At 69.8% G+C, this 21,910-nt stretch carries 24 protein-coding genes; 6 read left to right on the top strand and 18 right to left on the bottom strand.

Annotation, left to right across the window (positions count from 1 at the left end):
• Nucleotides 1-8: 8 nt before the first annotated feature.
• The 3 genes from coxB to VPH43_RS01480 all read right to left on the bottom strand — a co-directional run bounded on the left by coxB (nt 9) and on the right by VPH43_RS01480 (nt 2,847).
• Nucleotides 9-1,193 (bottom strand): cytochrome c oxidase subunit II, encoded by a 1,185-nt coding sequence (gene coxB, locus VPH43_RS01470; protein WP_328575870.1) that lies wholly within the window; start codon nt 1,191-1,193, stop codon nt 9-11.
• 14 nt (nt 1,194-1,207) lie between these two features.
• Nucleotides 1,208-1,786, bottom strand: a complete 579-nt coding sequence (locus VPH43_RS01475; protein ID WP_328575871.1) for a DUF2244 domain-containing protein — start codon at nt 1,784-1,786, stop codon at nt 1,208-1,210.
• A 143-nt stretch (nt 1,787-1,929) separates the two neighbouring features.
• Nucleotides 1,930-2,847 carry a biotin synthase gene (locus VPH43_RS01480; RefSeq protein WP_328575872.1) on the bottom strand — a complete coding sequence of 306 codons (918 nt, stop codon included), beginning with the start codon at nt 2,845-2,847 and terminating at the stop codon, nt 1,930-1,932.
• A 22-nt stretch (nt 2,848-2,869) separates the two neighbouring features.
• Between VPH43_RS01480 and VPH43_RS01485 the strand changes: the two genes are divergently transcribed.
• Nucleotides 2,870-3,574, top strand: coding sequence for a ComF family protein (locus tag VPH43_RS01485; RefSeq protein ID WP_328575873.1), 705 nt, complete (start codon nt 2,870-2,872; stop codon nt 3,572-3,574).
• Between the two features lie 20 nt (nt 3,575-3,594).
• The gene (gene trmL, locus VPH43_RS01490) at nt 3,595-4,065 is read left to right on the top strand and encodes a tRNA (uridine(34)/cytosine(34)/5-carboxymethylaminomethyluridine(34)-2'-O)-methyltransferase TrmL (protein ID WP_328575874.1); all 471 of its coding nucleotides are present in this window, start codon (nt 3,595-3,597) and stop codon (nt 4,063-4,065) included.
• Here the strand turns inward: trmL and VPH43_RS01495 are convergent.
• The 5 genes from VPH43_RS01495 to VPH43_RS01515 form a co-directional block, all read right to left on the bottom strand.
• Nucleotides 4,047-4,478 (bottom strand): GNAT family N-acetyltransferase, encoded by a 432-nt coding sequence (locus tag VPH43_RS01495; RefSeq protein WP_328575875.1) that lies wholly within the window; start codon nt 4,476-4,478, stop codon nt 4,047-4,049. The genes trmL and VPH43_RS01495 overlap by 19 nt on opposite strands.
• Nucleotides 4,479-4,498: 20 nt before the next feature.
• Complete coding sequence (locus VPH43_RS01500) at nt 4,499-5,479, bottom strand: NAD(P)H-dependent glycerol-3-phosphate dehydrogenase (RefSeq protein ID WP_328575876.1); 981 nt, start codon at nt 5,477-5,479, stop codon at nt 4,499-4,501.
• 43 nt (nt 5,480-5,522) lie between these two features.
• Nucleotides 5,523-5,996, bottom strand: coding sequence for a protein-export chaperone SecB (secB, locus tag VPH43_RS01505; protein ID WP_328575877.1), 474 nt, complete (start codon nt 5,994-5,996; stop codon nt 5,523-5,525).
• A 52-nt stretch (nt 5,997-6,048) separates the two neighbouring features.
• Nucleotides 6,049-6,309 (bottom strand): glutaredoxin 3, encoded by a 261-nt coding sequence (grxC, locus tag VPH43_RS01510; protein WP_328575878.1) that lies wholly within the window; start codon nt 6,307-6,309, stop codon nt 6,049-6,051.
• 102 nt (nt 6,310-6,411) lie between these two features.
• Nucleotides 6,412-6,819 (bottom strand): rhodanese-like domain-containing protein, encoded by a 408-nt coding sequence (locus VPH43_RS01515; protein WP_328575879.1) that lies wholly within the window; start codon nt 6,817-6,819, stop codon nt 6,412-6,414.
• Between the two features lie 70 nt (nt 6,820-6,889).
• Between VPH43_RS01515 and gpmA the strand changes: the two genes are divergently transcribed.
• The 3 genes from gpmA to otnI are packed head-to-tail and all read left to right on the top strand — an operon-like array spanning nt 6,890 to nt 8,815.
• Complete coding sequence (gpmA, locus tag VPH43_RS01520) at nt 6,890-7,636, top strand: 2,3-diphosphoglycerate-dependent phosphoglycerate mutase (RefSeq protein ID WP_328575880.1); 747 nt, start codon at nt 6,890-6,892, stop codon at nt 7,634-7,636.
• Between the two features lie 2 nt (nt 7,637-7,638).
• The gene (locus VPH43_RS01525) at nt 7,639-8,025 is read left to right on the top strand and encodes a DUF488 domain-containing protein (protein ID WP_328575881.1); all 387 of its coding nucleotides are present in this window, start codon (nt 7,639-7,641) and stop codon (nt 8,023-8,025) included.
• Nucleotides 8,026-8,029: 4 nt separating this feature from the next.
• Nucleotides 8,030-8,815 (top strand): 2-oxo-tetronate isomerase, encoded by a 786-nt coding sequence (otnI, locus tag VPH43_RS01530; RefSeq protein WP_328575882.1) that lies wholly within the window; start codon nt 8,030-8,032, stop codon nt 8,813-8,815.
• Here otnI and VPH43_RS01535 read toward each other — a convergent pair.
• The 6 genes from VPH43_RS01535 to VPH43_RS01560 all read right to left on the bottom strand — a co-directional run bounded on the left by VPH43_RS01535 (nt 8,771) and on the right by VPH43_RS01560 (nt 13,417).
• Nucleotides 8,771-9,553 carry a lysophospholipid acyltransferase family protein gene (locus VPH43_RS01535; RefSeq protein ID WP_328575883.1) on the bottom strand — a complete coding sequence of 261 codons (783 nt, stop codon included), beginning with the start codon at nt 9,551-9,553 and terminating at the stop codon, nt 8,771-8,773. The two genes, otnI and VPH43_RS01535, sit on opposite strands and share 45 nt — an antisense overlap.
• Entirely contained in the window at nt 9,553-10,872 is a 1,320-nt protein-coding gene (locus tag VPH43_RS01540; RefSeq protein WP_328575884.1) for a dihydroorotase, read from the bottom strand. The genes VPH43_RS01535 and VPH43_RS01540 overlap by 1 nt, the downstream gene beginning before the upstream one ends.
• A gap of 85 nt (nt 10,873-10,957) precedes the next feature.
• Nucleotides 10,958-11,920: an aspartate carbamoyltransferase catalytic subunit gene (locus VPH43_RS01545; protein ID WP_328575885.1), complete on the bottom strand. Its 963-nt coding sequence runs from the start codon at nt 11,918-11,920 to the stop codon at nt 10,958-10,960.
• Complete coding sequence (gene pyrR / locus VPH43_RS01550; protein WP_328575886.1) at nt 11,920-12,426, bottom strand: bifunctional pyr operon transcriptional regulator/uracil phosphoribosyltransferase PyrR; 507 nt, start codon at nt 12,424-12,426, stop codon at nt 11,920-11,922. Before pyrR ends, VPH43_RS01545 begins: the two co-directional genes overlap by 1 nt.
• The gene (gene ruvX, locus VPH43_RS01555; protein ID WP_328575887.1) at nt 12,423-12,839 is read right to left on the bottom strand and encodes a Holliday junction resolvase RuvX; all 417 of its coding nucleotides are present in this window, start codon (nt 12,837-12,839) and stop codon (nt 12,423-12,425) included. Before ruvX ends, pyrR begins: the two co-directional genes overlap by 4 nt.
• Nucleotides 12,836-13,417: a YqgE/AlgH family protein gene (locus tag VPH43_RS01560; RefSeq protein WP_328575888.1), complete on the bottom strand. Its 582-nt coding sequence runs from the start codon at nt 13,415-13,417 to the stop codon at nt 12,836-12,838. Before VPH43_RS01560 ends, ruvX begins: the two co-directional genes overlap by 4 nt.
• A gap of 43 nt (nt 13,418-13,460) precedes the next feature.
• On the opposite strand from VPH43_RS01560, the gene VPH43_RS01565 reads away from it, so the two are divergent.
• Complete coding sequence (locus VPH43_RS01565; protein ID WP_328575889.1) at nt 13,461-14,936, top strand: cryptochrome/photolyase family protein; 1,476 nt, start codon at nt 13,461-13,463, stop codon at nt 14,934-14,936.
• 7 nt (nt 14,937-14,943) lie between these two features.
• Here the strand turns inward: VPH43_RS01565 and VPH43_RS01570 are convergent, their stop codons facing one another.
• The 4 genes from VPH43_RS01570 to VPH43_RS01585 all read right to left on the bottom strand — a co-directional run bounded on the left by VPH43_RS01570 (nt 14,944) and on the right by VPH43_RS01585 (nt 21,908).
• The gene (locus VPH43_RS01570; protein WP_328575890.1) at nt 14,944-18,039 is read right to left on the bottom strand and encodes an efflux RND transporter permease subunit; all 3,096 of its coding nucleotides are present in this window, start codon (nt 18,037-18,039) and stop codon (nt 14,944-14,946) included.
• Between the two features lie 19 nt (nt 18,040-18,058).
• The gene (locus tag VPH43_RS01575) at nt 18,059-19,228 is read right to left on the bottom strand and encodes an efflux RND transporter periplasmic adaptor subunit (protein ID WP_328575891.1); all 1,170 of its coding nucleotides are present in this window, start codon (nt 19,226-19,228) and stop codon (nt 18,059-18,061) included.
• Nucleotides 19,225-20,661 carry an efflux transporter outer membrane subunit gene (locus tag VPH43_RS01580; protein WP_328575892.1) on the bottom strand — a complete coding sequence of 479 codons (1,437 nt, stop codon included), beginning with the start codon at nt 20,659-20,661 and terminating at the stop codon, nt 19,225-19,227. The genes VPH43_RS01575 and VPH43_RS01580 overlap by 4 nt, the downstream gene beginning before the upstream one ends.
• Nucleotides 20,662-20,870: 209 nt before the next feature.
• Complete coding sequence (locus VPH43_RS01585) at nt 20,871-21,908, bottom strand: GGDEF domain-containing protein (RefSeq protein WP_328575893.1); 1,038 nt, start codon at nt 21,906-21,908, stop codon at nt 20,871-20,873.
• Between the last annotated feature and the right edge of the window lie 2 nt (nt 21,909-21,910).

Genomic DNA, 21,910 nt, shown 5'->3' on the forward strand with positions numbered 1-21,910 from the left:
ACCTTGGATTACTTGCTGGCGGCGACCACGTCAGCCGGCTGCACGGTCTGGCCGGTCTTGTTCGACCAGCTGTTCTTCGTGTAGGTGACGACGGCGGCGATCTCGGTGTCCGACAGCTTGCCCTTCCAGGCGGGCATGGCGCCGTTCTGGCGGCCGTGCAGCACCACGTCGAGCTGCTTGCCCTTGTCGGCGTCCAGCACCACCGGCGAGGCGTCCAACGCCTTGATCGGGCCGGCGCCCTTGCCGTCCGGGCGGTGGCAGGCGGCGCAGTTGGCGGCGTAGACCTTCTCGCCGCGCGCGATCAGCTCCGGCTGCGTCCACACCTTGCTCGGGTCATCCGCGGCGGCGGCCAGGGCCTTCTTCTTGTCACCCACCCACTTGCTGTAGTCCTCCTGCGAGAGCACCTTCACGTGGATCGGCATGTAGGCGTGCTCCTTGCCGCAGAGCTCGGCGCACTGGCCGTAGTAGTCGCCGGTCTTTTCGGCGCGGAACCAGGTGTCGCGCACGAAGCCGGGGATCGCGTCCTGCTTGACGCCGAAGGCCGGCACCATCCAGGCGTGGATCACGTCGTTGGCGGTGGTGATGATGCGCACCTTGCGGTTCACCGGCACCACCAGCGGGTTGTCCACCTTCAGCAGGTAGTCGTCGCCCACCGGCTTGCCGGCGTCGGACGCTTCGCGCTGCGACACGTCCAGGGTGGAGAGGAAGCCGATGCCCTCGCCTTCGCCCTTGAGGTAGTCGTAGCCCCACTTCCACTGGTAGCCGGTGGCCTTGATCGTGAGGTCCGCGTTGGTGGTGTCCTTCATGGCGACAACGGCCTTGGTGGCCGGCAGCGCCATCGCGATCACGATGAAGAACGGCACGATGGTCCAGGCGATCTCGACCTTCACGCTCTCGTGGAAGTTGGCCGCCTTGGCGCCCTTCGACTTGCGGTGCTTGATGATCGAATAGAACATCACGCCGAACACGGCAACGAAGATCGCCGTGCACAGCCACAACATCATGTTGTGCAGCCAGGCCTGTTCGGACGCGATGCGCGTCACACCCACGGGCAGGTTGAGCTGGTTGACCCCAGGCCCGCCCGGCAGGTCGTTGACGGCGAATGCCGCCTGCGCCGCCAGCGCGGCGCCCAGCGTCACCACCCCGGCCCTCAACCGGCTCCAAGCCTTGCGGCCCACAAGCGTTGTCGTCATTGTCATCATCGTGGTCACTTCAGTTCCAATTCCGATTCCTTGGCCGCGGCGGCTCCGGTGCCGCGCAGCGCCCTCCGAAGTTCCTGCGCCAGCGCCGGCCGGCAGTGCGGCAGCACATAGCGGCCCACATGCGCACGCCGGCCCTGGCCCGACAACTCCACCAGCGATGCGTCACCGGCTCGCGGCTCCACGCGCACGCAGGCGGCGCGGAAGGCGGTACGGTCCACCCGGCTGCCGCACTGGTGGGCCACCTGCAGCTCGCCGTTGCTCAGCGTGAGCGTTTCATGGTCGGTGGCGTGGCGGCCATAGAGCAGCACCACGCCCACCAGGCCCAGCACTTCCAGGCCGGCAAACGGCAGCACCAGCGTCGCGCCCCGCCACCAGAAGAACAGTGCCACCGCCAGCGCGGCCGCACTCACCGCCAGCACCGCGCGCAGCAGCTGGCGCGGCGACAGCGAACAGTTGCGCCGCAGCACCCACAGCAGCACCACCCCGCTGGGGGTGTGCAGCTCGCGCGCGAAGCGCCATGGCGAACACGGCGACGCAGCGGGCGTCGGCGCAGGCCAGGGACTGGGGGCGAGGGTCGCGGTCATCGAGGGTCAAGCGAGGGTGGTGCTCAAAAGGAACGGCGGGCAGCTGCCGCGCCCCTTCGGCCCTGACATCCGGATGCCAGAACGGCCCATGCGCCACCCTGACCCAGATCAACCCAGGGATTTTAGCGCACGCCGCTGGCGTTTCAGGGCGTGCCCCGCCGGCCGGAGCGCACCATCTCACGCATCGCGTCCAGCGACACCTCGGTCTGCGCCTGCACACGCGCCTTGGGCGCGGGCCGGAAGGCATGCCCGTACACCAGCTCGAAGCTGAGCGCGATGCGGCCCTGGGCATCCGCCTGCGCCTGCAATGCCTGCAACAGCTGCGCGCGCCAGCGCGGTGTGCGCAGGCCCGCATGCCGGCCGGGGTGGCCATTGCCGCCCAACATCCTCAGCTCGGCCAGTGCCGCCTCGGCCGAGGCCCAGGTGAGGGTCACGGTTTCCTGGTCCATCACCGGATCGGCAAAGCCGGCGTGCACCAGCATGTCACCCAGGTCGTGCATGTCGATCAGTGCTGCCATCGGGGCACCCCAGCCCTGGGCCTGGTACAGCGCGCGCAGCTGCGGCAAGGTGCCCGGCCCCAGGCTGGAGAACATGAGAAAACCGTCGACGGCAAGGGCACGCTGCCATTGCGCCATCAAGGCAGGCGGGTCGGCCGCGGCCTGCAGCAGCATGTTGGCCCACACCAGCTCGCCGGCGGCCGGCTGCACCTCGTCCGGGCTCACCACCAGCGGCGCAGCGGTCCAGCGACGCGGCGACCACCAGGGCGCACGGTGCGCGGCGGCACTGCGCTCGCGCAGCGCCGGATCGCTCTCCACCACGACGCGGCGCGCCTGCGGATAGGCCGCCAGCAGCACCGCGTCGCTGGCACCCAGAAAACCGGACCACTGGATCACCGTCCGGGGCTGTTTCAGGATGACCGGCAGGCGCTCAGCCATGCGGCGCGCCACTTCGCCATGCAGCCAGGGCGGCTGCGGATGCGCGGCCAGCCGACGCACGATGCCGCGCACCGCAGCGTCGTCGATCAAGCGCCGGGCGTTGGAAGGGGTGTCAGGCGGCGCCATGGCGGGGCAGTATATTGAGTCGATGCCCTTGCCGCCGCCCCTGCCCAGCCTGTGCGCCGTGTGCCACCGCTGGGCACGTGGCCGCTTGTGCAACGCCTGCCTGACGCGCTTCGGCAGCGCCGTGCCGCGCTGCCTGCAATGCGCCTTGCGCGTGCCACACGGCGTGCAGCGCTGCGGCGCCTGCCTGCGCCGCCCGGGCGCGCCCGTGGACGCGAGCGTCGCCGCCGTGGACTATGCCTTCCCCTGGGACGGGTTGATCGCGGGCTACAAGTTCCACCAGCGCCTGGACCTGGCCGGCGCGCTCGCCCGCCTGCTGCACGCCGCACTGGTCCGCCAGCCCGAGCTTCCGCCGGCCACGCTGGTGCTGCCCGTACCACTGAGCCGCGAACGGCTTCGCGAGCGCGGCTACAACCAGGCCTGGGAACTGGCGCGCCGCGTGGCGCGCTGGCGGGGTACGCAGGCGAACGCCGGCGTGCTGTCACGCATCAGGGACACCGCGCATCAGCTGGGGCTGAGCGAGAGCGAACGCGTGAGCAACTTGCGCGGTGCCTTCCTGGTGGAGCCTGGCCAGGCGCAGCACCTGCAGGGCCGCACGGTGGCGCTGGTGGACGACGTCCTCACCAGCGGCGCGACCGCGCACGAAGCCGCCCGCGTGCTGCGTGCTGCGGGTGCGGCGCAGGTGCAGCTGTGGGTCGTCGCCCGCACCGCCGCGCCGGCGGACGCCTGAGCAACGAAGACAATGCCGGCATGTTCAACATCGTGCTTGTGCAGCCGGAGATTCCACCCAATACCGGCAACGTGATCCGCCTGGCGGCCAACACCGGCTGCCGCCTGCACCTGGTGGAGCCGCTCGGTTTTTCGATGGACGACAAGCTGCTGCGGCGTGCCGGCCTGGACTATCACGAATATGCGCCGGTGCAGCGCCATGCCTCCTGGCAGGCACTGCTCGATGCCGAGCAGCCGCCGCTGCAGCGCTGTTTTGCCTTCACCACGCGGGGCAGCCGCCTGATCGGCGAACTGCAGTTCCAGCCCGGCGACTGGCTGGTCTTCGGCAGCGAAACCGCCGGCCTGCCGGCCGCGCTGCGTGACAGCTTTCCCGAACCGCAACGAGTGCGGCTGCCGATGCGCGCGGACCAGCGCAGCCTCAACCTGAGCAATGCAGTGGCGGTCGCGGTGTTCGAAGGCTGGCGCCAGAACGGCTACGCCGGCGGCAGCTGATACACGTCCGGGTCGAAGCGCTCCATCCAGATCTGCGGCTTGGCCAGCGGCGCGAAGCCATGCTGCGCATACAGGCCCGGTGCCGTGCTGGTGGCCAGGGTGAAACGACGCAGCCCCTGCAGGTCGGCGTGGGCCTCCACGGCCTGCATCAGGGCCCGGGCGATGCCCTGGCCGCGAGCCTCCGGCAGCACGAACACGTCGCACAGCCACGCATAGGTGGCCCGGTCGGTGACCACACGCGCGAAGCCGACGAACCGGCCGTCGTGGTCGCGCGCGGAAAAGCACAGCGAGTGGCGCAGCGCCCGCGCCACCGTCTCACGGGGGATGCCAAGAGCCCAGGTGGACTGGCTGCTCAGGAAGCGGTGCACTACCTCCAGGTCCACGTCCTGCGGGTCGTCGCTGATCTGGAGCATGTCGTGCCTCGTCGCCAATATCAAGTTTCTGCGCGGGCGTCGCGCCGCATCAGCGCGCTCACGGCCTCTTCGGGTGTGAGCTGGCCGTCGAGCAGCGCCACCACCACCTCCGTGATCGGCATCTCGACCTGGGCGTCGCGGGCACGCTGCAGCACCATGCCGGCGCTGTACACCCCTTCGGCCACATGGCCAAGCTCGCTCAGCACCTGTGGCAGGGACTGTCCTGCGGCCAGCATCAAGCCGACACGGCGGTTGCGCGACAGGTCGCCCGTGGCGGTGAGCACCAGGTCCCCCAGGCCGGAAAGGCCCATGAAAGTCTCGGCCCGTGCACCCAGGGCCACGCCCAGCCGCGCCATCTCGGCCAGGCCGCGCGTGACCAGGGCCGCGCGCGCGTTCAGGCCCAGGCCCAGGCCGTCAGCGATGCCGGTGGCGATGGCGAGCACGTTCTTCACCGCACCACCCACTTCCACGCCGATCGGATCGGCGCAGGTGTAGATGCGCAGGCTGTCGCCATGGAAGGCGTCGACCGCCACCTGGCTCAGCCCGTCATGGAAGCTGGCGGCCACCAAGGCGGTGGGCTGGCCGCGCGCCACCTCGAGCGCAAAGCTCGGGCCGGACAGCACGCCGGAGCGCGCCTGCGGCCGCACCGCGCGGGCCACCTCGTGCCCCAGCCAGCCGGTGCCGGCCTGGAAGCCCTTGCACAACCACAGCACGTGGGCGTCCGCGGGCACCACCCGCAGCATCTCGTTCAGCGCCGACATCGGCGTGGCGATCACGATCAGCCCGCCTGCGGCATGGGCCAGCGCCTCGGGCAGGTCGGCGCCCAGCATGAGCGCCGCAGGCAGCTCCACTTCGGGCAGGTAGCGCTCGTTGCGGCGCGATGCCTGCATGCGCTGCACCTGCGTTGCATCCCGCCCCCACAGGTGCACCGCATGCTGGGCGGCGGCCTGCACTGCCAGTGCGGTGCCCCAGGCACCGGCACCCAACACGGTGATGTTCACGGCGCGGCCGACGCCGGATGCCGGCGAGCGCGGGAGAACATCCTCAAGCGGTGGCGGGGTGCTCGGCGCCGTTGCCCTGCTGGGCGAGCATCTGTTGCTGCTGGGCTTCGAACATCGCCTGGAAATTCACTTCCGACAGCACCACCGGCGGGAAACCCGCGCGGGTGCAGACGTCGGAGACGATGGCACGCAAGTACGGGTACACCATCTGCGGGCAGGCGATGCCGATGATGGCCTGCAGCTGGTCCTGCGGCACGTTGCGGATCTCGAAGATCCCGGCCTGCTTGGCCTCCACCAGGAACAGGGTCTTGTCCTTGATCTTGGTGGTGACGGTGGCGGTGACGCAGACCTCGTACACACCGTCGGTGACCGCTTCGGCCGACAAGCCGAGGTTGATGTCCACCTCGGGCTGCTGCTGCTCGAGCAGGATCTGGGGCGAATTCGGCTGCTCCAGCGACATGTCCTTCAGGTACATGCGCTGGATCTGGAACACGGGGGTTGCTTCTTGCTCGGCCATGGTTGTCTCTTGTGAAAAGCGAGCGCGGATTATGGCCTAGCGCACCTGGCGATCAGGCGCCTTGCAGCAGGGGCGTCAGGCCGCCCTTCTGGTCCAGCGCGATCAGGTCGTCGCAGCCGCCGACATGGGTGTCGCCGATGAAGATCTGCGGCACGGTGCGGCGGCCGGTGAGCTCGATCATGGTGTCGCGCTCGCCGGGGTTCAGATCGACGCGGATTTCCTCGATCTGATCGACACCGCGCTGCTTGAGCAGCATCTTCGCCCGCTGGCAGAACGGGCAGACCTGGGTGGTGTACATCTTCACGTGGTTCATGGCGAGGTCGCTGCAAGGGTCGTGCCCAACGGGCGATGGAGGCATTGTCCGGCGGACGGCTTGCCCCTGCTTGCAGGGGCGGCATGGCCAGGCGGCCGGGGCTCAGGCCTTCTCGACGGGAAGGTTGGCTTCGCGCCATGCGGCCAGCCCGCCGGCCAGCGACTGCACGTTTTCGTAGCCCAGCTTCTTGAGCACGCCCACCGCGCGGCCCGCGCGCGCGCCGGTGGCGCACACCAGGATCAGCGGCAAGGCCTTGTTCGTGGGCAGGTTCTTCGCGCCCTCGAGCGAGCCGAAGGGGATGTTGCGCGCGCCCATCACATGGCCTGCGGCGTATTCGGCCGGCTCGCTCACGTCGATGAGCACGCCTTTTTCGCGGTTGATCAGGCGCACCGCTTCGGCCGAAGACACCGCCGAGCCGCCCACGCCGCGCGACAGCATGGGCCACAGCAGCAGGCCGCCCGACACGAGCGCGGCGAGGACGAGGAACCAGTTGTCGAGCAGGAACTTCACGGTGGATGGGCCCGGGGTGCGAAAACGCGAATTATAGAATCGAGGGTTTCCACGCCTGCCTCCGCCTGCCATGTACAAGCTCGTGCTCATCCGCCACGGTGAATCGACCTGGAACCTCGAAAACCGCTTCACCGGCTGGACCGATGTGCCGCTCACCGAGACCGGGGTGCAGCAGGCGCGCCAGGCCGGCCGGCTGCTCAAGGAAGCCGGTTATGAGTTCGACTTGGCCTACACCTCGGTGCTCAAGCGCGCCATCTGGACGCTGTGGCACTGCCTGGACGAGATGGACCGCACCTGGCTGCCGGTGCTCAAGCACTGGCGACTGAACGAGCGCCACTACGGCGCGCTGCAGGGCCTGAACAAGGCCGACATGGCCAAGCAGTACGGCGACGAGCAGGTGCTGGTCTGGCGCCGCAGCTACGACACCCCGCCGCCCGCGCTGGAGCCGACCGACCCGCGCAGCGAGCGCCAGGACCCGCGCTACGCCAGGCTGAAGCCCGAGGACGTGCCGCTCACCGAATGCCTGAAGGACACGGTGGCGCGTGTGCTGCCGTTCTGGAACGATTCGATCGCGCCGGCGCTGAAGAGCGGCAAGCGCCTGGTGATCGCTGCCCACGGCAACAGCATCCGCGCGCTGGTGAAGTACCTGGACAACATCGACGACGCCGACATCGTGGGCGTCAACATCCCCAACGGCATTCCGCTGGTGTACGAGCTGGACGCGGACCTGAAGCCGATCAAGAGCTACTACCTGGGTGATGCGGAAGCCGCCGCCAAGGCCGCTGCCGCGGTGGCGAACCAGGGCAAGAGAAGCTGAGCATGCTGCGTGTCGTGCGCCTGGGCACGCCGCGCGAACAAGGCGAAGGCCTGCGCATCGGCACGGTGCGCCGGCCGCCGCGCGGGGTGCCCAAGGCGGACTACGCACGGCTGGACTACTACGACGTCTGGCTGCCCACCTTGGCGCCCAGCGCGGAGCTGATGGCGTGGATCAAGGAAGAGGCCATCACGCCCGCGCGCTGGAAGACCTTCAGCCAGCGCTACCGCGCTGAGATGGCGCGGCCCGACGCTGCACACCTGCTGGCCACGCTCGCTGCGCTGTCGCAGCAGGCCGACTTCGCGGTCGGCTGCTATTGCGAGGACGCGTCGCGCTGCCACCGTTCACTGCTGCGCGAGTTGCTGCAGCGTGAAGGCGCGAAGCTGGCCTGATCCCATGCCCCGTTTTGCCGCCAACCTCTCGCTGATGTATGGCGAGCACGCCTTCCTCGATCGGTTCGAAGCCGCCGCAGCCGATGGCTTCGACGCGGTGGAGTTCCTCTTCCCCTATGAACACGCGCCAGAGGCGATCGTGCAGCGCCTGCAGGCGCACGGCCTGACGCAGGCGCTGTTCAACCTGCCGCCGGGTGACTTTGCCCAGGGGGAACGCGGGCTGGCCGCCCTGCCCGGCCGGGAAAGCGAGTTCCTTGCATCGGTGGAACAGGCCCTGCCCTATGCGCTGGCCACCGGCTGCCGGCGACTGCACGCCATGGCCGGCCTGGTGCCGCCCGGGGCCGACCTCGCCGCGATGCGCGCCGTGTACATCGCCAACCTGCGGCGCGCCGCCGCCCTGCTGCAGCCGCACGGCATCACCTTGTTGATCGAGCCGATCAACACCCGCGACATGCCGGGTTACTTCCTCAACCACCAGCAGCCGGCGCACGACGTCGTGGCCGAGGTGGGCGCACCCAACCTGGGGGTGCAGATGGACCTGTACCACTGCCAGGTCATGGAAGGCGACGTGAGCATGCGCCTGCGCCGCCACATCGCCGGCGTGGGCCACGTTCAGATCGCCGGCGTGCCCGACCGGCATGAGCCCGACTGCGGCGAGCTGCACCATCCGCCCCTGTTCGCGCTGCTGGACGAGCTGGGTTATGCCGGCTTCGTGGGCTGCGAGTACCGGCCGCGGGCCGGCACCTCAGAGGGCCTGGGCTGGCTGCGACGCTGGCGCGCCCGGGACTGAGCCGGGCTCGGCCAGGCGCTCCTCGATCTGCTGCTGCAGCAGGTCCGCGAGGGCGCGGCGTTCGAGGTGCCGCGTGCCCTGGGGCAGCAACAGGGACACATGCGCGGTCACGCCCTGCGCCCCCGCCACGCGCCACACGCTCTGCAGCAAGGTGGTCTCGCCCACATAGGCCACGGCCGGGCTCACCGCGTGTTCCGGCTCCGAGAAACGAAGCACCACCGGCTGCACCGGCACCTGCGTGGTGATCGCCGCCTGCAGCAGGTTGGCATGGAAGGGCAGCACACCACGGCCGTCGCTGGTGGTGCCCTCCGGGAACACCGCCACCATCTCGCCATGCTGCAGCGCATGCGCCATCTGGTGCACCACGCGCAAGGCATCGCGCTTGCGCTCACGCTCGATGAACAGGGTGCCGGCCGAAGCCACCAGCCGGCCCAGCAGCGGCCAGCGCTTCACGTCGGCCTTGGACACGAAGCGCGCCTGCGGGCACACCGCATGGATGGCCAGGATGTCCATCCAGGAGATGTGGTTGGACACCAGCAACGCCGCTCCCGCGTGCGCCACCCCGTCTGACTGCAGGCTCACCCCCAGCACGCGCAGCATCTTTCCCGCCCACCAGCGGATGCGCTGCTGGCGCTGCGCGCGGTCGAGGCGGTCAAACTGCAGCAGCACGATGGCCAGCCCGTGCAGCATGTGCACCACGGCATGCAGCAGGCGCGCCAGCGCGCGCAACGGGCGCATCAGCGGTTGTTGGCTGCGGCCTGGTAGGCCACGGTGCCGGCCACCAGCGTGGTGCACACGCGGCCCGGCAGGGCCATTCCGGTGGCCTCGAAGGCAAACGGCGTGTGCTTGCCCTGGCTGAGCAGGCGCTGCGGCGTCACGGACCATTCGGCCTGCGGATCGAACACGCAGACGTCGGCCACGCCGCCCTCGACCAGGCGGCCCGCGCTGGAGGCGAGCGAGCCCAGTGCATCGCCGAGCACGCGAACCGGCTCGCTGGTCACCCTGGCCAAGGCCTGGGGCAGGCCCAAGCCGCTGTCCTGGCCCCAGCGCAGGGCCAGGCTGAGCAGCAGCTCCAGCCCGGTGGCGCCCGGCTCCGCTTCGCCGAACGGCAGGTTCTTCATGTCCTCGTCCACCGGCGTGTGGTCTGACACCAGGGCGTCGATGGTGCCGTCGGCCAGCGCGGCCCGCAGCGCGTCGCGGTCGGCCTGCTGGCGCAGCACCGGCGTCAGGCGCATGGCCGGGTTGAAGAAGCCGATGTCCATGTCGGTAAGGTGCAGCGAATTGATGCTCACGTCGGCGGTGACCTTCAGGCCCTCGGCCTTGGCCGCGCGCAGCAGCGCCACGCCGGCCGCGCTGGACAGGCGGCACAGGTGCACGCGCGCGCCGGTGATGCGCACCAGCTCGAAGATGGTGGCCAGCGCGATGGTCTCCGCACTCACCGGCACGCCAGACAGCCCCAGCCGCGTGGCCACCGCGCCGCTGGCCGCCACGCCCTTGCCCAGCCACGGGTCCTGTGGTCGCAGCCACACGGTGTAGCCATAGGTGGAGGCGTACTGCAGCGCGCGTTGCAACACCAGCGTGTCGGCGATCGGGCTCTCCGCCTGGGAGAAGCCGACGCAGCCGGCTTCGGTGAGCTCGGCCATCTCGGTCAGCACCTCGCCGGCCAGCCCGCGGGTGAGCGCGCCCAGCGGGAACAACCGGCACAGGCTGAGCTTGCGGGCGCGGAACTTGAGCATCTCCACCAGGCCAGGTTCGTCCAGCGTGGGGTCGGTGTCGGGCGGGCACACCAGGCTGGTGACGCCGCCGGCCGCCGCCGCGTTGAGCTCACTCTCCAGCATGCCCTCGTGTTCATGGCCGGGCTCGCGCAGGCGGGCGGCCAGATCCACCAGGCCGGGTGCCACCACGAGGTGAGTGGCGTCGATGGTGCGGTCGGGCTCGAAGTCGGCCGGCACCTTGCCGATCGTGAGGATGCGGCCGTTGGCGATCGCGATGTCGGCCGGTTCGTCGCGGCCGCTCGCCGGGTCGACCACCCGGCCGTGGGAGATGAGGATCTTCATCGAGCCCTCCGCCGAGCCGTCTCAAGGAGGGCGAGCGCCCCCTCGGGGGGCAACGAACGAATGTGAGTGTGGGGGTTGTCCATGACTATGCTTCGTTCCCGGCAATGATGCTCATGACCGCCATGCGCACCGCGATGCCGAAGGTCACCTGCGGCAGGATCACGCTGTGGGCGCCATCGGCCACCGCGGAGTCGATCTCCACGCCGCGGTTGATCGGGCCCGGGTGCATCACAATCGCGTCCGGCTTGGCCAGCGCCAGCTTGTCGTCGGTGAGGCCGTAGTGCTTGAAGAACTCGCCGGCGCTGGGCAGCATCGCGCCGCTCATGCGTTCGTTCTGCAACCGCAGCATGATGATGACGTCGGCGTCGCGCACGCCCTCCTTCATGTCGTGGCACACCCGCACGCCCATCTCCCGCAGGTCGCCCGGCACCAGCGTCTTGGGGCCCACGGCGCGGATCTCCGGCACGCCGAGGATGCCCAGCGCATGGATGTCCGATCGCGCCACGCGCGAATGCACGATGTCGCCGACGATGGCCACCGTGAGGTTGCTGAAGTCCTTCTTGAAGTGCCGGATCGTGTACATGTCCAGCAGGCCCTGCGTGGGGTGCGCATGGCGGCCGTCGCCGGCATTGACCACATGCACGTGCGGCGCGCAGTGCTGGGCGATCAGGTAGGGCGCCCCGCTTTCGCTGTGGCGCACCACGAACATGTCCGCGTGCATCGCCGACAGGTTGGCGATGGTGTCGAGCAGGCTCTCGCCCTTGGCGGTGGACGAGCGCGCGATGTCGAGGTTGAGCACGTCGGCACTCAGGCGCTTGGCCGCGATCTCGAAGGTGGTGCGCGTGCGGGTGCTGTTCTCGAAGAACAGGTTGAACACGCTCTTGCCGCGCAGCAGCGGCACCTTCTTCACCTCCCGGTCGTTCACCGAGAGGAAGGTGCCTGCGGTGTCCAGGATGTGGTGGATCACCGCACGTGGCAGGCCTTCGATGGAGAGCAGGTGGATCAGCTCGCCGTGGGCGTTGAGCTGGGGGTTGCGTCGGATCAGCATTACGCTTGCTCCTCTTCGACCGAGAACGAGAACCGGCCGCTCTCTTCCCGGGTGAGCGACAAGCGCTGGCCGGTCGGCAGCGCCACCTTGGCCGCTGCGTAACCCGCCTCGACCGGCAGTTCGCGCCCGCCGCGGTCCACCAGCACCGCCAACTGCACGCTGGCCGGGCGGCCAAAGTCGAACAGCTCGTTGATCGCGGCGCGGATGGTGCGGCCGGTGTAGAGCACGTCGTCGATCAAGAGGATGTGTGCGCCGTCGATCTCGAACGGCAGCTGGGTCGCGTCGGTGCCGGCGGCCAGGCCGCGCGAGCCAAAGTCGTCGCGATGCAGGGTGCTGGACAGCACGCCGGGCTGGCCGCTGCGCTGCAGGTCGGTGTGCAGGCGCTCGGCCAGCCAGGCGCCGCCCGACCAGATGCCGACCAGCACGGTGTCGGGCTGCAACAGCTTGCGCACGCCGCGCAGCAGGTCGGCGTACAGCGCCTCGGCGTCGAGGTGGAGTGAGCTCATAGGGTTCTCAGGTACTGGTCCAGGATCACGGCGGCCGACGCTGCGTCCACGTCGCCCGCGCCACCGGCGATGGCTTCGGTGGTGGAGTAACGCTCGTCGACCTCGTGCACCGGCAGCCGGAAGCGGCCGTGCAGCTGGCGCGCGAAGCGCTGTGCGCGGCGGGTATTGTCGTGCGGCGCGCCGTCGGGGTGATAGGGAATGCCGACCACCAGCGCGTCGGGTTGCCACTCGGCGATGAGTTTTTCGATGGCGTTGAAGCGGGCGTCGCCCTCGGCCGCGATGGTGCGCAGCGGTGAGGCGCTCTTCAGCAGGCTGTTGCCGCTGGCCACGCCGACACGCCGGGTGCCGAAATCAAAAGCAAGAAAGGAAAGCGGGCGGGAGACGGAAGCAGGAGCAGGCGTCGAAACGCTCATGCGTGCCCGGCCTCGCCGCTCAGCATGCGCGGGTCGATGCCCAGCAGGGACAGCGCACGTTCATAGCGGTCCTCGGCCGGCGTGTCGAAGATGATCTCCGGCGTGGCGTCCACCGTGAGCCAGCCGTTGCGGCCGATCTCTTCCTCCAGCTGGCCGGCGCTCCAGCCGCTGTAGCCAAGTGTCACCAGGATCTTCTTCGGCCCGGCGCCGTTGGCCAGGGCCTCCAGCACGTCCTTGCTGGTGGTCATTTCCAGGTCGCCGCCGGGGATGGCGAGCGAGGAGTTGTAGTGGCCGCCGTCGGCGCCCAGGCGCTCGTGCAGCACGAAGCCGCGTTCGGTCTGCACCGGGCCGCCAAAGTACACCGGCTGCTCGGCCAGGTCCTCCCGGTCGAGCGTGAGTTCCACCTTCTCGAACAGGTTCTTCAGCTTGATGTCGATCGGCTTGTTGATCACCAGGCCCAGGGCGCCCTTGTCGGTGTGTTCGCACAGGTACACCACCGCGCCGGAGAAGGTGCCATCCGCCATGCCGGGCATCGCGATCAGGAACTGGTTGGTGAGGTTGATACTGCCGTCGGCCATGAACCAATTCTAAACAGCGACAAATCGCCGACACTGCCCTTCCGTGGAGAAAAACCTGGATTCCGCCCTGGTCTGGTTCCGTCGCGATTTGCGGGTGGACGACCAGGCCGCGCTGTACCACGCGCTCACCGCGGCACGCCGGGTGTGGTGCGGCTTCGTCTTCGACACCGACATCCTGGATCAGCTGCCGCGCGCCGACCGGCGGGTGGAGTTCATCCGCGACAGCCTGGTCGGGTTGGACTCGCAACTGCGCGCGCTGGGCCAGTCGCACGGCGTGGAAGGCACCGGCCTGATCGTGCGGCACGGCAGCTCGCGGCAGGAACTGCCTGCCCTGGCGGCCGCGCTCGGCGTGCAGGCGGTGTATGCCAGCCATGACGACGACCCGGACGCGCTGGGGCGCGACGCCCAGGTGCGCGGCGCGCTGGCCGACCTGGGCATCGTGCTGCACACCGCCAAGGACCATGTGATCTTCGAGCGCAGCGAGGTGCTCACCGCCAGCGGCAGCCCCTACAGCGTGTTCACGCCCTACAAGAACGCCTGGCTGCGCCAATTGCAGCCCTTCTTTCTCAGCGCCTACCCGGTGGCCAAACACGCCGGCGCGCTGGCGCCACTGCCCCCGGGCGAGGCGGCCGAGGTGCCGCCCTTGCAGGCGATCGGTTTCGAGACCACCAACCTGCACGAGCTGCGCCTGCCTTCGGGCAGCGCCGGCGCGATGGAGCTGTTCGACGACTTCATCGACCGCATCGACGACTACGCCGCCACCCGCGACTTCCCGGCGGTGAAGGGCCCCAGCTACCTGGGCCCGCACCTGCGCTTCGGCACCCTCTCCATCCGCCGCCTCGCCCGCGAAGCCCATGCCCGCATGCTGGGCGGCTCGCGCGGGGCGGAGGTGTGGCTGTCCGAGCTGATCTGGCGCGACTTCTACCACCAGGTGCTGCACCACCATCCGCGCGTGGTGGGCCATGCCTTCCGGCCCGAGTACGACAACATCAAGTGGGAGCACGGCAAACACGCCGACGCGCTGTTCAGCGCCTGGTGCGAGGGCAGGACCGGCTATCCGATCGTGGACGCGGCCATGCACCAGCTGAACCAGAGCGGCTACATGCACAACCGGCTGCGCATGGTGACCGCCAGTTTCCTGGTGAAGGACCTGGGGATCGACTGGCGCCGCGGCGAGGCCTACTTCGCGGAGAAGCTCAATGACTACGACCTGGCCGCCAACAACGGCGGCTGGCAATGGGCCGCCTCCACCGGCTGCGACGCGCAGCCGTATTTCCGCATCTTCAACCCGGTGAGCCAGAGCGAGAAGTTCGATGCCTCGGGCCGCTTCATCCGCCGCTATCTGCCCCAGCTGGCCGGCCTGCCCGACGCGCTGATCCACGCGCCCTGGCTGGCGCGGCCGGTGGACCTGGAAGCCGCCGGCCTGGAACTGGGCCGCGACTACCCGCCACCCATCGTGCAGCACGAGCTGGCGCGACAGAAGACGCTGGAGCGTTTCGCGGCTGCGCGCCAGCGCTGAAAGCCTGTCACTCCGCCGGCGCGGCCTTCACTGCATGCGCATGCTTGTGCGGCAGGTGCCGGCGTATCCAGTGCACCACGTCGTCCACGTAGGTGAACACCACCGGGATCACCAGCAGGCTGAGGAAGGTGGAGGTGATCAGCCCGCCGATCACCACGATGGCCATCGGTGCGCGGAAGCTCGGGTCCACGCCCAGCCCCAGGGCGATCGGCATCATGCCGGCACCCATCGCAATGGTGGTCATCACGATCGGCCGGGCGCGCTTGTGGCAGGCATCGAGCAGCGCCTCCCAGCGATTGAGGCCATGGTCGCGCCGCGCCAGGATCACGTAATCGATCAGCAGGATGGAGTTCTTGGTGGCGATGCCCATCAGCATGATCAGGCCGATCATGGAGGGCATGGACAGCGCGGTGTGCGTGATGAACAGCGCCAGGAACGCGCCCGGGATCGACAGCACCAGCGCGGCCAGGATGGTGATCGGCTGCACGAAGTCCTTGAACAGCAGCACCAGCACGATGTAGATGCACAGCACGCCGGTGAGCATGGCCAGGCCGAAGCTGGCGAACAGCTCGGCCATCGCTTCAGCGTCACCCACCGAGGTCTGGATCACGCCGGGGGGCAGGTTCTTCAGGCTGGGCAGGGCCATCGCCCTTTCCTGCACCTGGCCCAGCGGCTGCTGGTTGAGCTCGATCTCGAAGTTGATGTTGCGCAGCCGGTCGTAGCGCGCAATCTCGGCCGGACCGCTGTCGATGCTGATGGTGGCCACGTTCTGCAGCGGCACCGGCCCGCGCGCGCCGGGCACCGGCAGGCGCGCGATCAGCCCGAGGTCCTTGCGCGCGGCATCGGGCAGCCGCACCACCATCGGCACCTGGCGCTGCGACAGGTTCAGCTTGGCCAGGCCCTGGTCGTAGTCGCCGGCCGTGGCCACGCGCAAGGTGTCGGCGATCGCCGCGGAGGTCACGCCCAGGTCGGCGGCGCGTGCGAAGTCCGGCCGCACGATCAGCTCCGGCCGCACCAGGCTGGCGCTGGAGGTGACCGCGCCGATGCCGGGGATGGTGCGCAGCTCGCGCTCCACGATCGCGGCATGGTGGGCAAGCTGCTGTCCGTCCTCGCCCGCCAGCACCAGCACGTACTTCTCGCTGGACGCGCCCAGGCCCACCTTCACCCGCGCACCGGGCAGCACCTCCAGCGCCTGGCGCAGCTGCGCCTCGATGTCCTGCTTGGAGACGCCCTTGCGGTCATCGCGGTGGGTCATGTTGATCGTGAGCACCGCGGTGCGCACCTCGGCCGCTCCCTGGGGCGCGAACGGGTCGGCACCCGCGCTGCCGCCACCGATGGCGGTGTAGATCAGCTTGATGTGCTTGTTCTGCTGCACCACCTGGCGCGCCTGTTCGGCCAGTGCATAGCTCTCCTGGAAGGTGCTGCCGGGCGGCAGGGTCACCGTCACCTGCGTCTGCGACAGGTCGTCCGGCGGGATGAAGCCAGTGGGCAGCAGCGGCACCAGCATGAAGGAGCCGATGAAGAACGCGGCCGCCGCCACCAGCGTGAGCACCCGGTGTTTAAGGCAGGCACGCGCCCACCGCATGTAGATGCGGATCCAGGCCGGCTCCTTCTCCTCGTGGCCGATCGCCTTGAGGATGTAGGCCGCCATCATGGGCGTGAGCATGCGCGCGACCACCAGCGAGAAGAACACCGCGATCGCCGCCGTCCAGCCGAACTGCACGAAGAACTTGCCCGGCACGCCACCCATGAAGGCCGTGGGGAGAAACACCGCGATCAGCGTGAAGGTGGTGGCGATCACCGCCAGGCCGATCTCGTCGGCCGCTTCCATCGCCGCCTGGTACGGCGTCTTGCCCATGCGCAGGTGGCGCATGATGTTCTCGATCTCCACGATCGCGTCGTCCACCAGGATGCCGACCACCAGCGACAGCGACAGCAAGGTGACCACATTGATCGTGAAGCCGAACCAGTGCATCACCGCGAAGGCCGGGATCACCGACAGCGGCAGCGCGGTGGCGGACACCAGGGTGGCGCGCCAGTCGCGCAGGAACAGGTACACCACCAGCACCGCGAGCGCCGCACCTTCGTACAGCAGGTGCATGGACCCGACGTAGTTCTCCTCCACCGGGTCCACGAAGTTGAAGGCCTCGGTCACGGTGATGTCGGGGTGCGCCGCTTTCAGCTCCTCCAGCGCCGCGCGCGACCCGCTCGTCACGTCGATTTCGCTGGCGCCACGCGAGCGCACGATCTCGAAGCCCACCACCGGCTTGCCGTTGAGCAGCGCCGCGGAGCGCTGTTCGGCCACGGTGTCGGACACGGTGGCCACCTGGTCCAGGCGGATGCTGCGGCCATCGGAGAGCGCGATCTCCATCGCGGCCAGCTCGGCGGCGGACTGCACGGTGGCGATGGTGCGCACCGACTGCTCGGCGCCGCCGATGTCCATGCGGCCGCCGGAGGCTTCCTGCTGCACCTGGCGCAGCTGGCGGGAGATGTCGGCCGCGGTGGCGTTCAGGGCCAGCAGGCGCGCCGGGTCGAGCTCCACGCGCACTTCCCGGCTCACGCCGCCCACCCGCGTGACAGCGCCCACGCCCGGCACCGCGAGCAGGCGCTTGGCCACCTGGTTGTCCACGAACCAGGACAGCGCCTCGTCGTCCATGCGCTGCGAGGCCACCGTGTAGGTGAGGATGGGCGTGCCGGCCAGGTTGACCTTCTGGATCACCGGATCACGCAGGTCCGCCGGCAGGTCGGAGCGCACCCGCGACACCGCGTCGCGGGTGTCGTCGATCGCCTCCTGCGTGGGCTTCTCGAGCCGGAACTCCACCGTGAGGATGGCCACGCCGTCGCGCAGGTTGGTGTAGATGTGCTTCACCCCCTGCAAGGTGGCGATCGAGTTCTCGATCTTTCGCGCCACCTCGGTTTCCAGCTGCGCCGGCGAGGCGCCCGGCAGGCTGGCGGTCACCGTCACCATCGGCAGGTCGATGTCCGGGAAGTTCTGGATCTTCATCGCCCGGAAGCCCATCAGGCCCACCAGCGTGAGCATGATGAACAGCAGCACCGAGGGCGTCGGGTTGCGGATCGACCAGGACGAGACGTTGATGGCCATGCAGCGCTCTCCGGTGTGCTTACTTTGCCGGCGCGGCGGCGGCCGGCTTCGCACCGCCTGCGCCGGAGGCCGAGGGCGCGGCCGCCTGCACCACCCGCACCGTATCGCCATCGGCCAGGAAGCCGGCCCCGCTGGCCACCACGCGGGCATTGCGGTCCAGGCCGGAGGCGATCTCCACACGATCACCCACGCGGCGGCCGAGCGCCACCTTGGTCTGGGCCACCTTGTTGCCCGGCCCCACGCGGTAGACGTAGGCAAATCCTTCGCGCAACAGCACCGCGCTTTGCGGCAGGCTCAGCCCACTGGCCCGGCCGAGCTCGAACTGGCCACGCGCGAACATGCCGGCCTTGGCATCGGCGCGGCCGGTGAGGTCCACATAGACCAGGCCATTGCGGGTCTGGGCGTCCACGGTGGGGGCCACCATGCGCACCTTGCCGGGCACGATGGCACCGGAGGCGGTGGTCACCTGCGCCGGCATGCCGGGCTGCACACGGGCCAGGTCGGCTGCGCTCACCTCCGCGCGCCATTCGAGCCGCTGCTGGCGGATCAGGCGGAACAGCTCCTGGCCGGGCTGCACCACCTGCCCCACCGCGGCCAGGCGCGCCGAAATCACACCGTCGTCGGGTGCCAGCACGCGGGTCTGCGACAGGCGCAGCTGGTCGGCCTGCAGGCGCGCCCGCAGGGCCTGGGCGCGGGCGCGGGCGGTCTGCTCGGCGGTCAGGTACTGGTTGATCTGCTGGGCACTGATGGCGCCGGTGGTCTGCAGCTGGCGCGCACGTTCGGCATTGGCCTGTGCTTCGGCCACGGTGGCCTCGGCTTCGGCGAGGTTGGCCCGTGTTTGCGCGATCTCGGCATTCACGGTGTCGCTCTGCAGGCGCGCCAGCAGTTGGCCGCGCTTGACCGCATCGCCCACGTTGACGCGCACCTCGGCCAGGCGCAAGCCGCCGATCTCCGAGCCGATGATGGCCTCCTGCCAGGGCGCGATGTTGCCGGTGGCCGGCAGGGTTTGTGGCCAGTCGACCGTCTGCGGCGTGGTGGTGGTCACGGTGAGCGCGGCCTTGGCGGGCGCCGAAGCCTTGTCGTCAGCGGCGCGCGAGAACAGTGTGGCGCCAGCCAGGGACACGGCGGCCAGCGTCACCGCCAACGCGGCGGAATGTTTGTGCAGCAGGGGAAGTGGATTCGATTTCACCGTTGACCCTCGTTGTTGGCCGTCGCGTCGGGCGCTGGCGTGCCGGCGTCCCAGCCGCCGCCCACGGCCTTGTAGAGCGTGATCCAGGCCGCCACGCGCTCGCGCTGCACACCCACCAGCGCAGCCTGCGCGTTCAGCGACAGGCGGCGCGCGTCCTCCATCTCGATCAGGCTGCCGGCGCCCACCTGCCAGCGGTTTTGCGCGGCGGCAAAGTACTCGCGATAGCCCCGGGCGGCGCGCTGCGCGTCGGCTTCGCGGCGCTGCGCCGCATCCAGCCGCAACAGCGCCTCCTCCACCTCCCGCACGGCCTGGCGCGCACGCTGCTCGAACAGCGCACGGGCTTCGTCGTAGCGGGCCTGCGCGCCTTCCACACCGGCGGCACGCAGGCCGCCGTCGAACAACGGCAGGCTGGCCGCCGGCGCTATGGACCAGCTGCTGCCGTGCGTGGTGATGCCGGCCACCCGGGTGGCGACCGCGGCGATGGTGCCGGCCAGGCTGAGCACCGGGAAGCGCTGAGCCTGCGCCGCACCGACGTCGGCGGCGGCCGCGGCCAGCTCGCGCTGCGCGGCCGCCACATCCGGGCGCTGCGCCAGCACCGCTGCCGGCACGGCGGCCACCTGGAACGGCGCCGCCGCCGGCAGGCGGGCGCGTCGGTCGGCGAGCTGGCGAGCCAGCGCGTCGTAGGGCAGGCCGGTCAAGGCCACCAGGGCATGCACGACGGCCGCGCAATCCGCGCGCTGGGCCGCCAGCCGGTTGGCGGCTTCGGCGGCGCCCGCTTCGGCCAGCGCACCGGTGGCCGGTGCATCGAAACCGACCTTCACCTTCTGGCGCGTCAGTTCGGCGATCCTGCCTTGTGAACCGGCCTCTTCTTCGTACACGGCGGCCAGCGCCTCACAGGTGCGCAGCGACACGTAGGTTTGCGCCACCTCCGCGGCCAGGCTCACCCGCGCGTCGTGCCAAGCCAGGCGACTGCCTTCCACACGGGCCTGGGCCGCGGCCGCACTCTGGCGCCGCGCTCCGAAGAGGTCGATCTCCCAGGCGGCATCGGCACCGGCACTGGCGGTGTAGAGGTGCCCGTCCTGGCCCGGCTCATGGACCGCGGCGGCGTTGGTGGCGAGATTGATCTGCGGCCACAAGCCGGCCCGCGTGCTGCGCAGTGCGGCCCGCGCCTGCCCGATGCGCGCCAGCGCCTGCGCGACCGAGGGGCTGTCGCGCTCGGCGCTGCTCACCAACTCGGGCAGCAGCGGATCGTCGAAGCGGCTCCACCAGCCGGCCAGCCCGGCCGCATGGCCCTCATGGGGCAGGGTGCTGGCCCAGCGGGCGGGCGCCGCCGCAGCGCTGGGCACATCGGCGGGCCCGGAGGCGCAGGCGGTGAGCAGCACAGCGGCCGACAGCAGGCCCAGCCGGGCGCAAGTTCGTGCAAGGGAACTCATGTCGTGCGGTGAGGAAGCGGCGCAGCATCGCTGCAGATGCCGTCGTGCGGCGGCGCAGCGGCCGGTCTTCAAGACCGCCGACTATAGGGGAATTCCCGTGCGGGGCCCTGCAGCCGCATGGCGGATGCCGCTACGAGAACCCGTGAGAGCACCGTCGGGGCGGTTGCACCTGCCCTGCCCGCCTGGGCGACCCGGCGGCGCGCGCCGGATCAGAACAGCTCGACGTCGCCGACCTTGGAGCCGTCTTCCGCCAGCTCGCCGCGGGCCACCAGGTCGGCGTGGCTGGCCACCTGGTTGCGCCCATGGGTCTTGCCGTAATACACCGCCTTGTCGGCGCGCTCGAAGGCGGCGCTGGGCGTGTCGGTGGGCTTGACCTGGGTGAAGCCCACGCTCACGGTGATGTGGCCCACCTGCGGAAACGCATAGTGCTCCGTGTTGGCACGCAGGCGCTCGAAGGCCTGGGCGGCGTCGGTGTCGCTGCTGCAACGCATCAGCACCACGAACTCCTCGCCGCCGAAGCGGTAGAGCCGGTCGTGGAAACGGAAGCTGGAGCGCATCAGCCGCGACAGCAGCAGCAGCACCTCGTCGCCGATCAGGTGGCCGTAGGTGTCGTTGACGTTCTTGAAGTGGTCGATGTCGATCACGCCCAGCCAGTAGCCCTGGCCGCTGCCCTTGCTGCGCCGGCCTTCCGCGGCCGCCCCCTGCGCGGCCGCGGCCGGCAGCGTGACGACCGTCTTCATGAAGGTCTCGTCGAAGGTCTTGCGGTTGAGCAGGCCGGTGAGCGTGTCGCGCTCGCTGTAGTCGAGCAGGCCCTGGAAGTTGCGGTAGATGCGCAGGATGCTGCCCACCATGCGCTGCGCTTCCGCGGACATCGGCTGCGCCGTCTCGATTTCCAGCACGCCCACGACCTCTCGGTCGGTGGCCACCGGAAACAGGCTCACATGCGGTGGGCCTGGCTGAAAACGCACTTCCTGCGTGCGCAGGCAGTCGCGCCGCACCGGGTGTTCGTCGATCAGCGGCAGCTGGTCCAGGTCGACCCAGGCCGGATCGGCGGTGGCGGCCACGTCGCCGTGCCCGAGGCGGGCTCGCGTGAGCCAGCGCTCGCCGTTCGGATCCGCCACGGTGCGGTAGATGGCCACGGACAGTGGCTGCAGCAGGTCCTTGAAGGCGCCGACCAGTGTCACATCGAGCACGTCCCGGTCACGGAAACCGGTGAGGTGCGCGAGGTGATCAACCAGTTCGGACATCG

It is taken from the genome of Ideonella sp. BN130291, assembly GCF_036231905.1.
Taxonomy (GTDB): domain Bacteria; phylum Pseudomonadota; class Gammaproteobacteria; order Burkholderiales; family Burkholderiaceae_C; genus CAMLIZ01.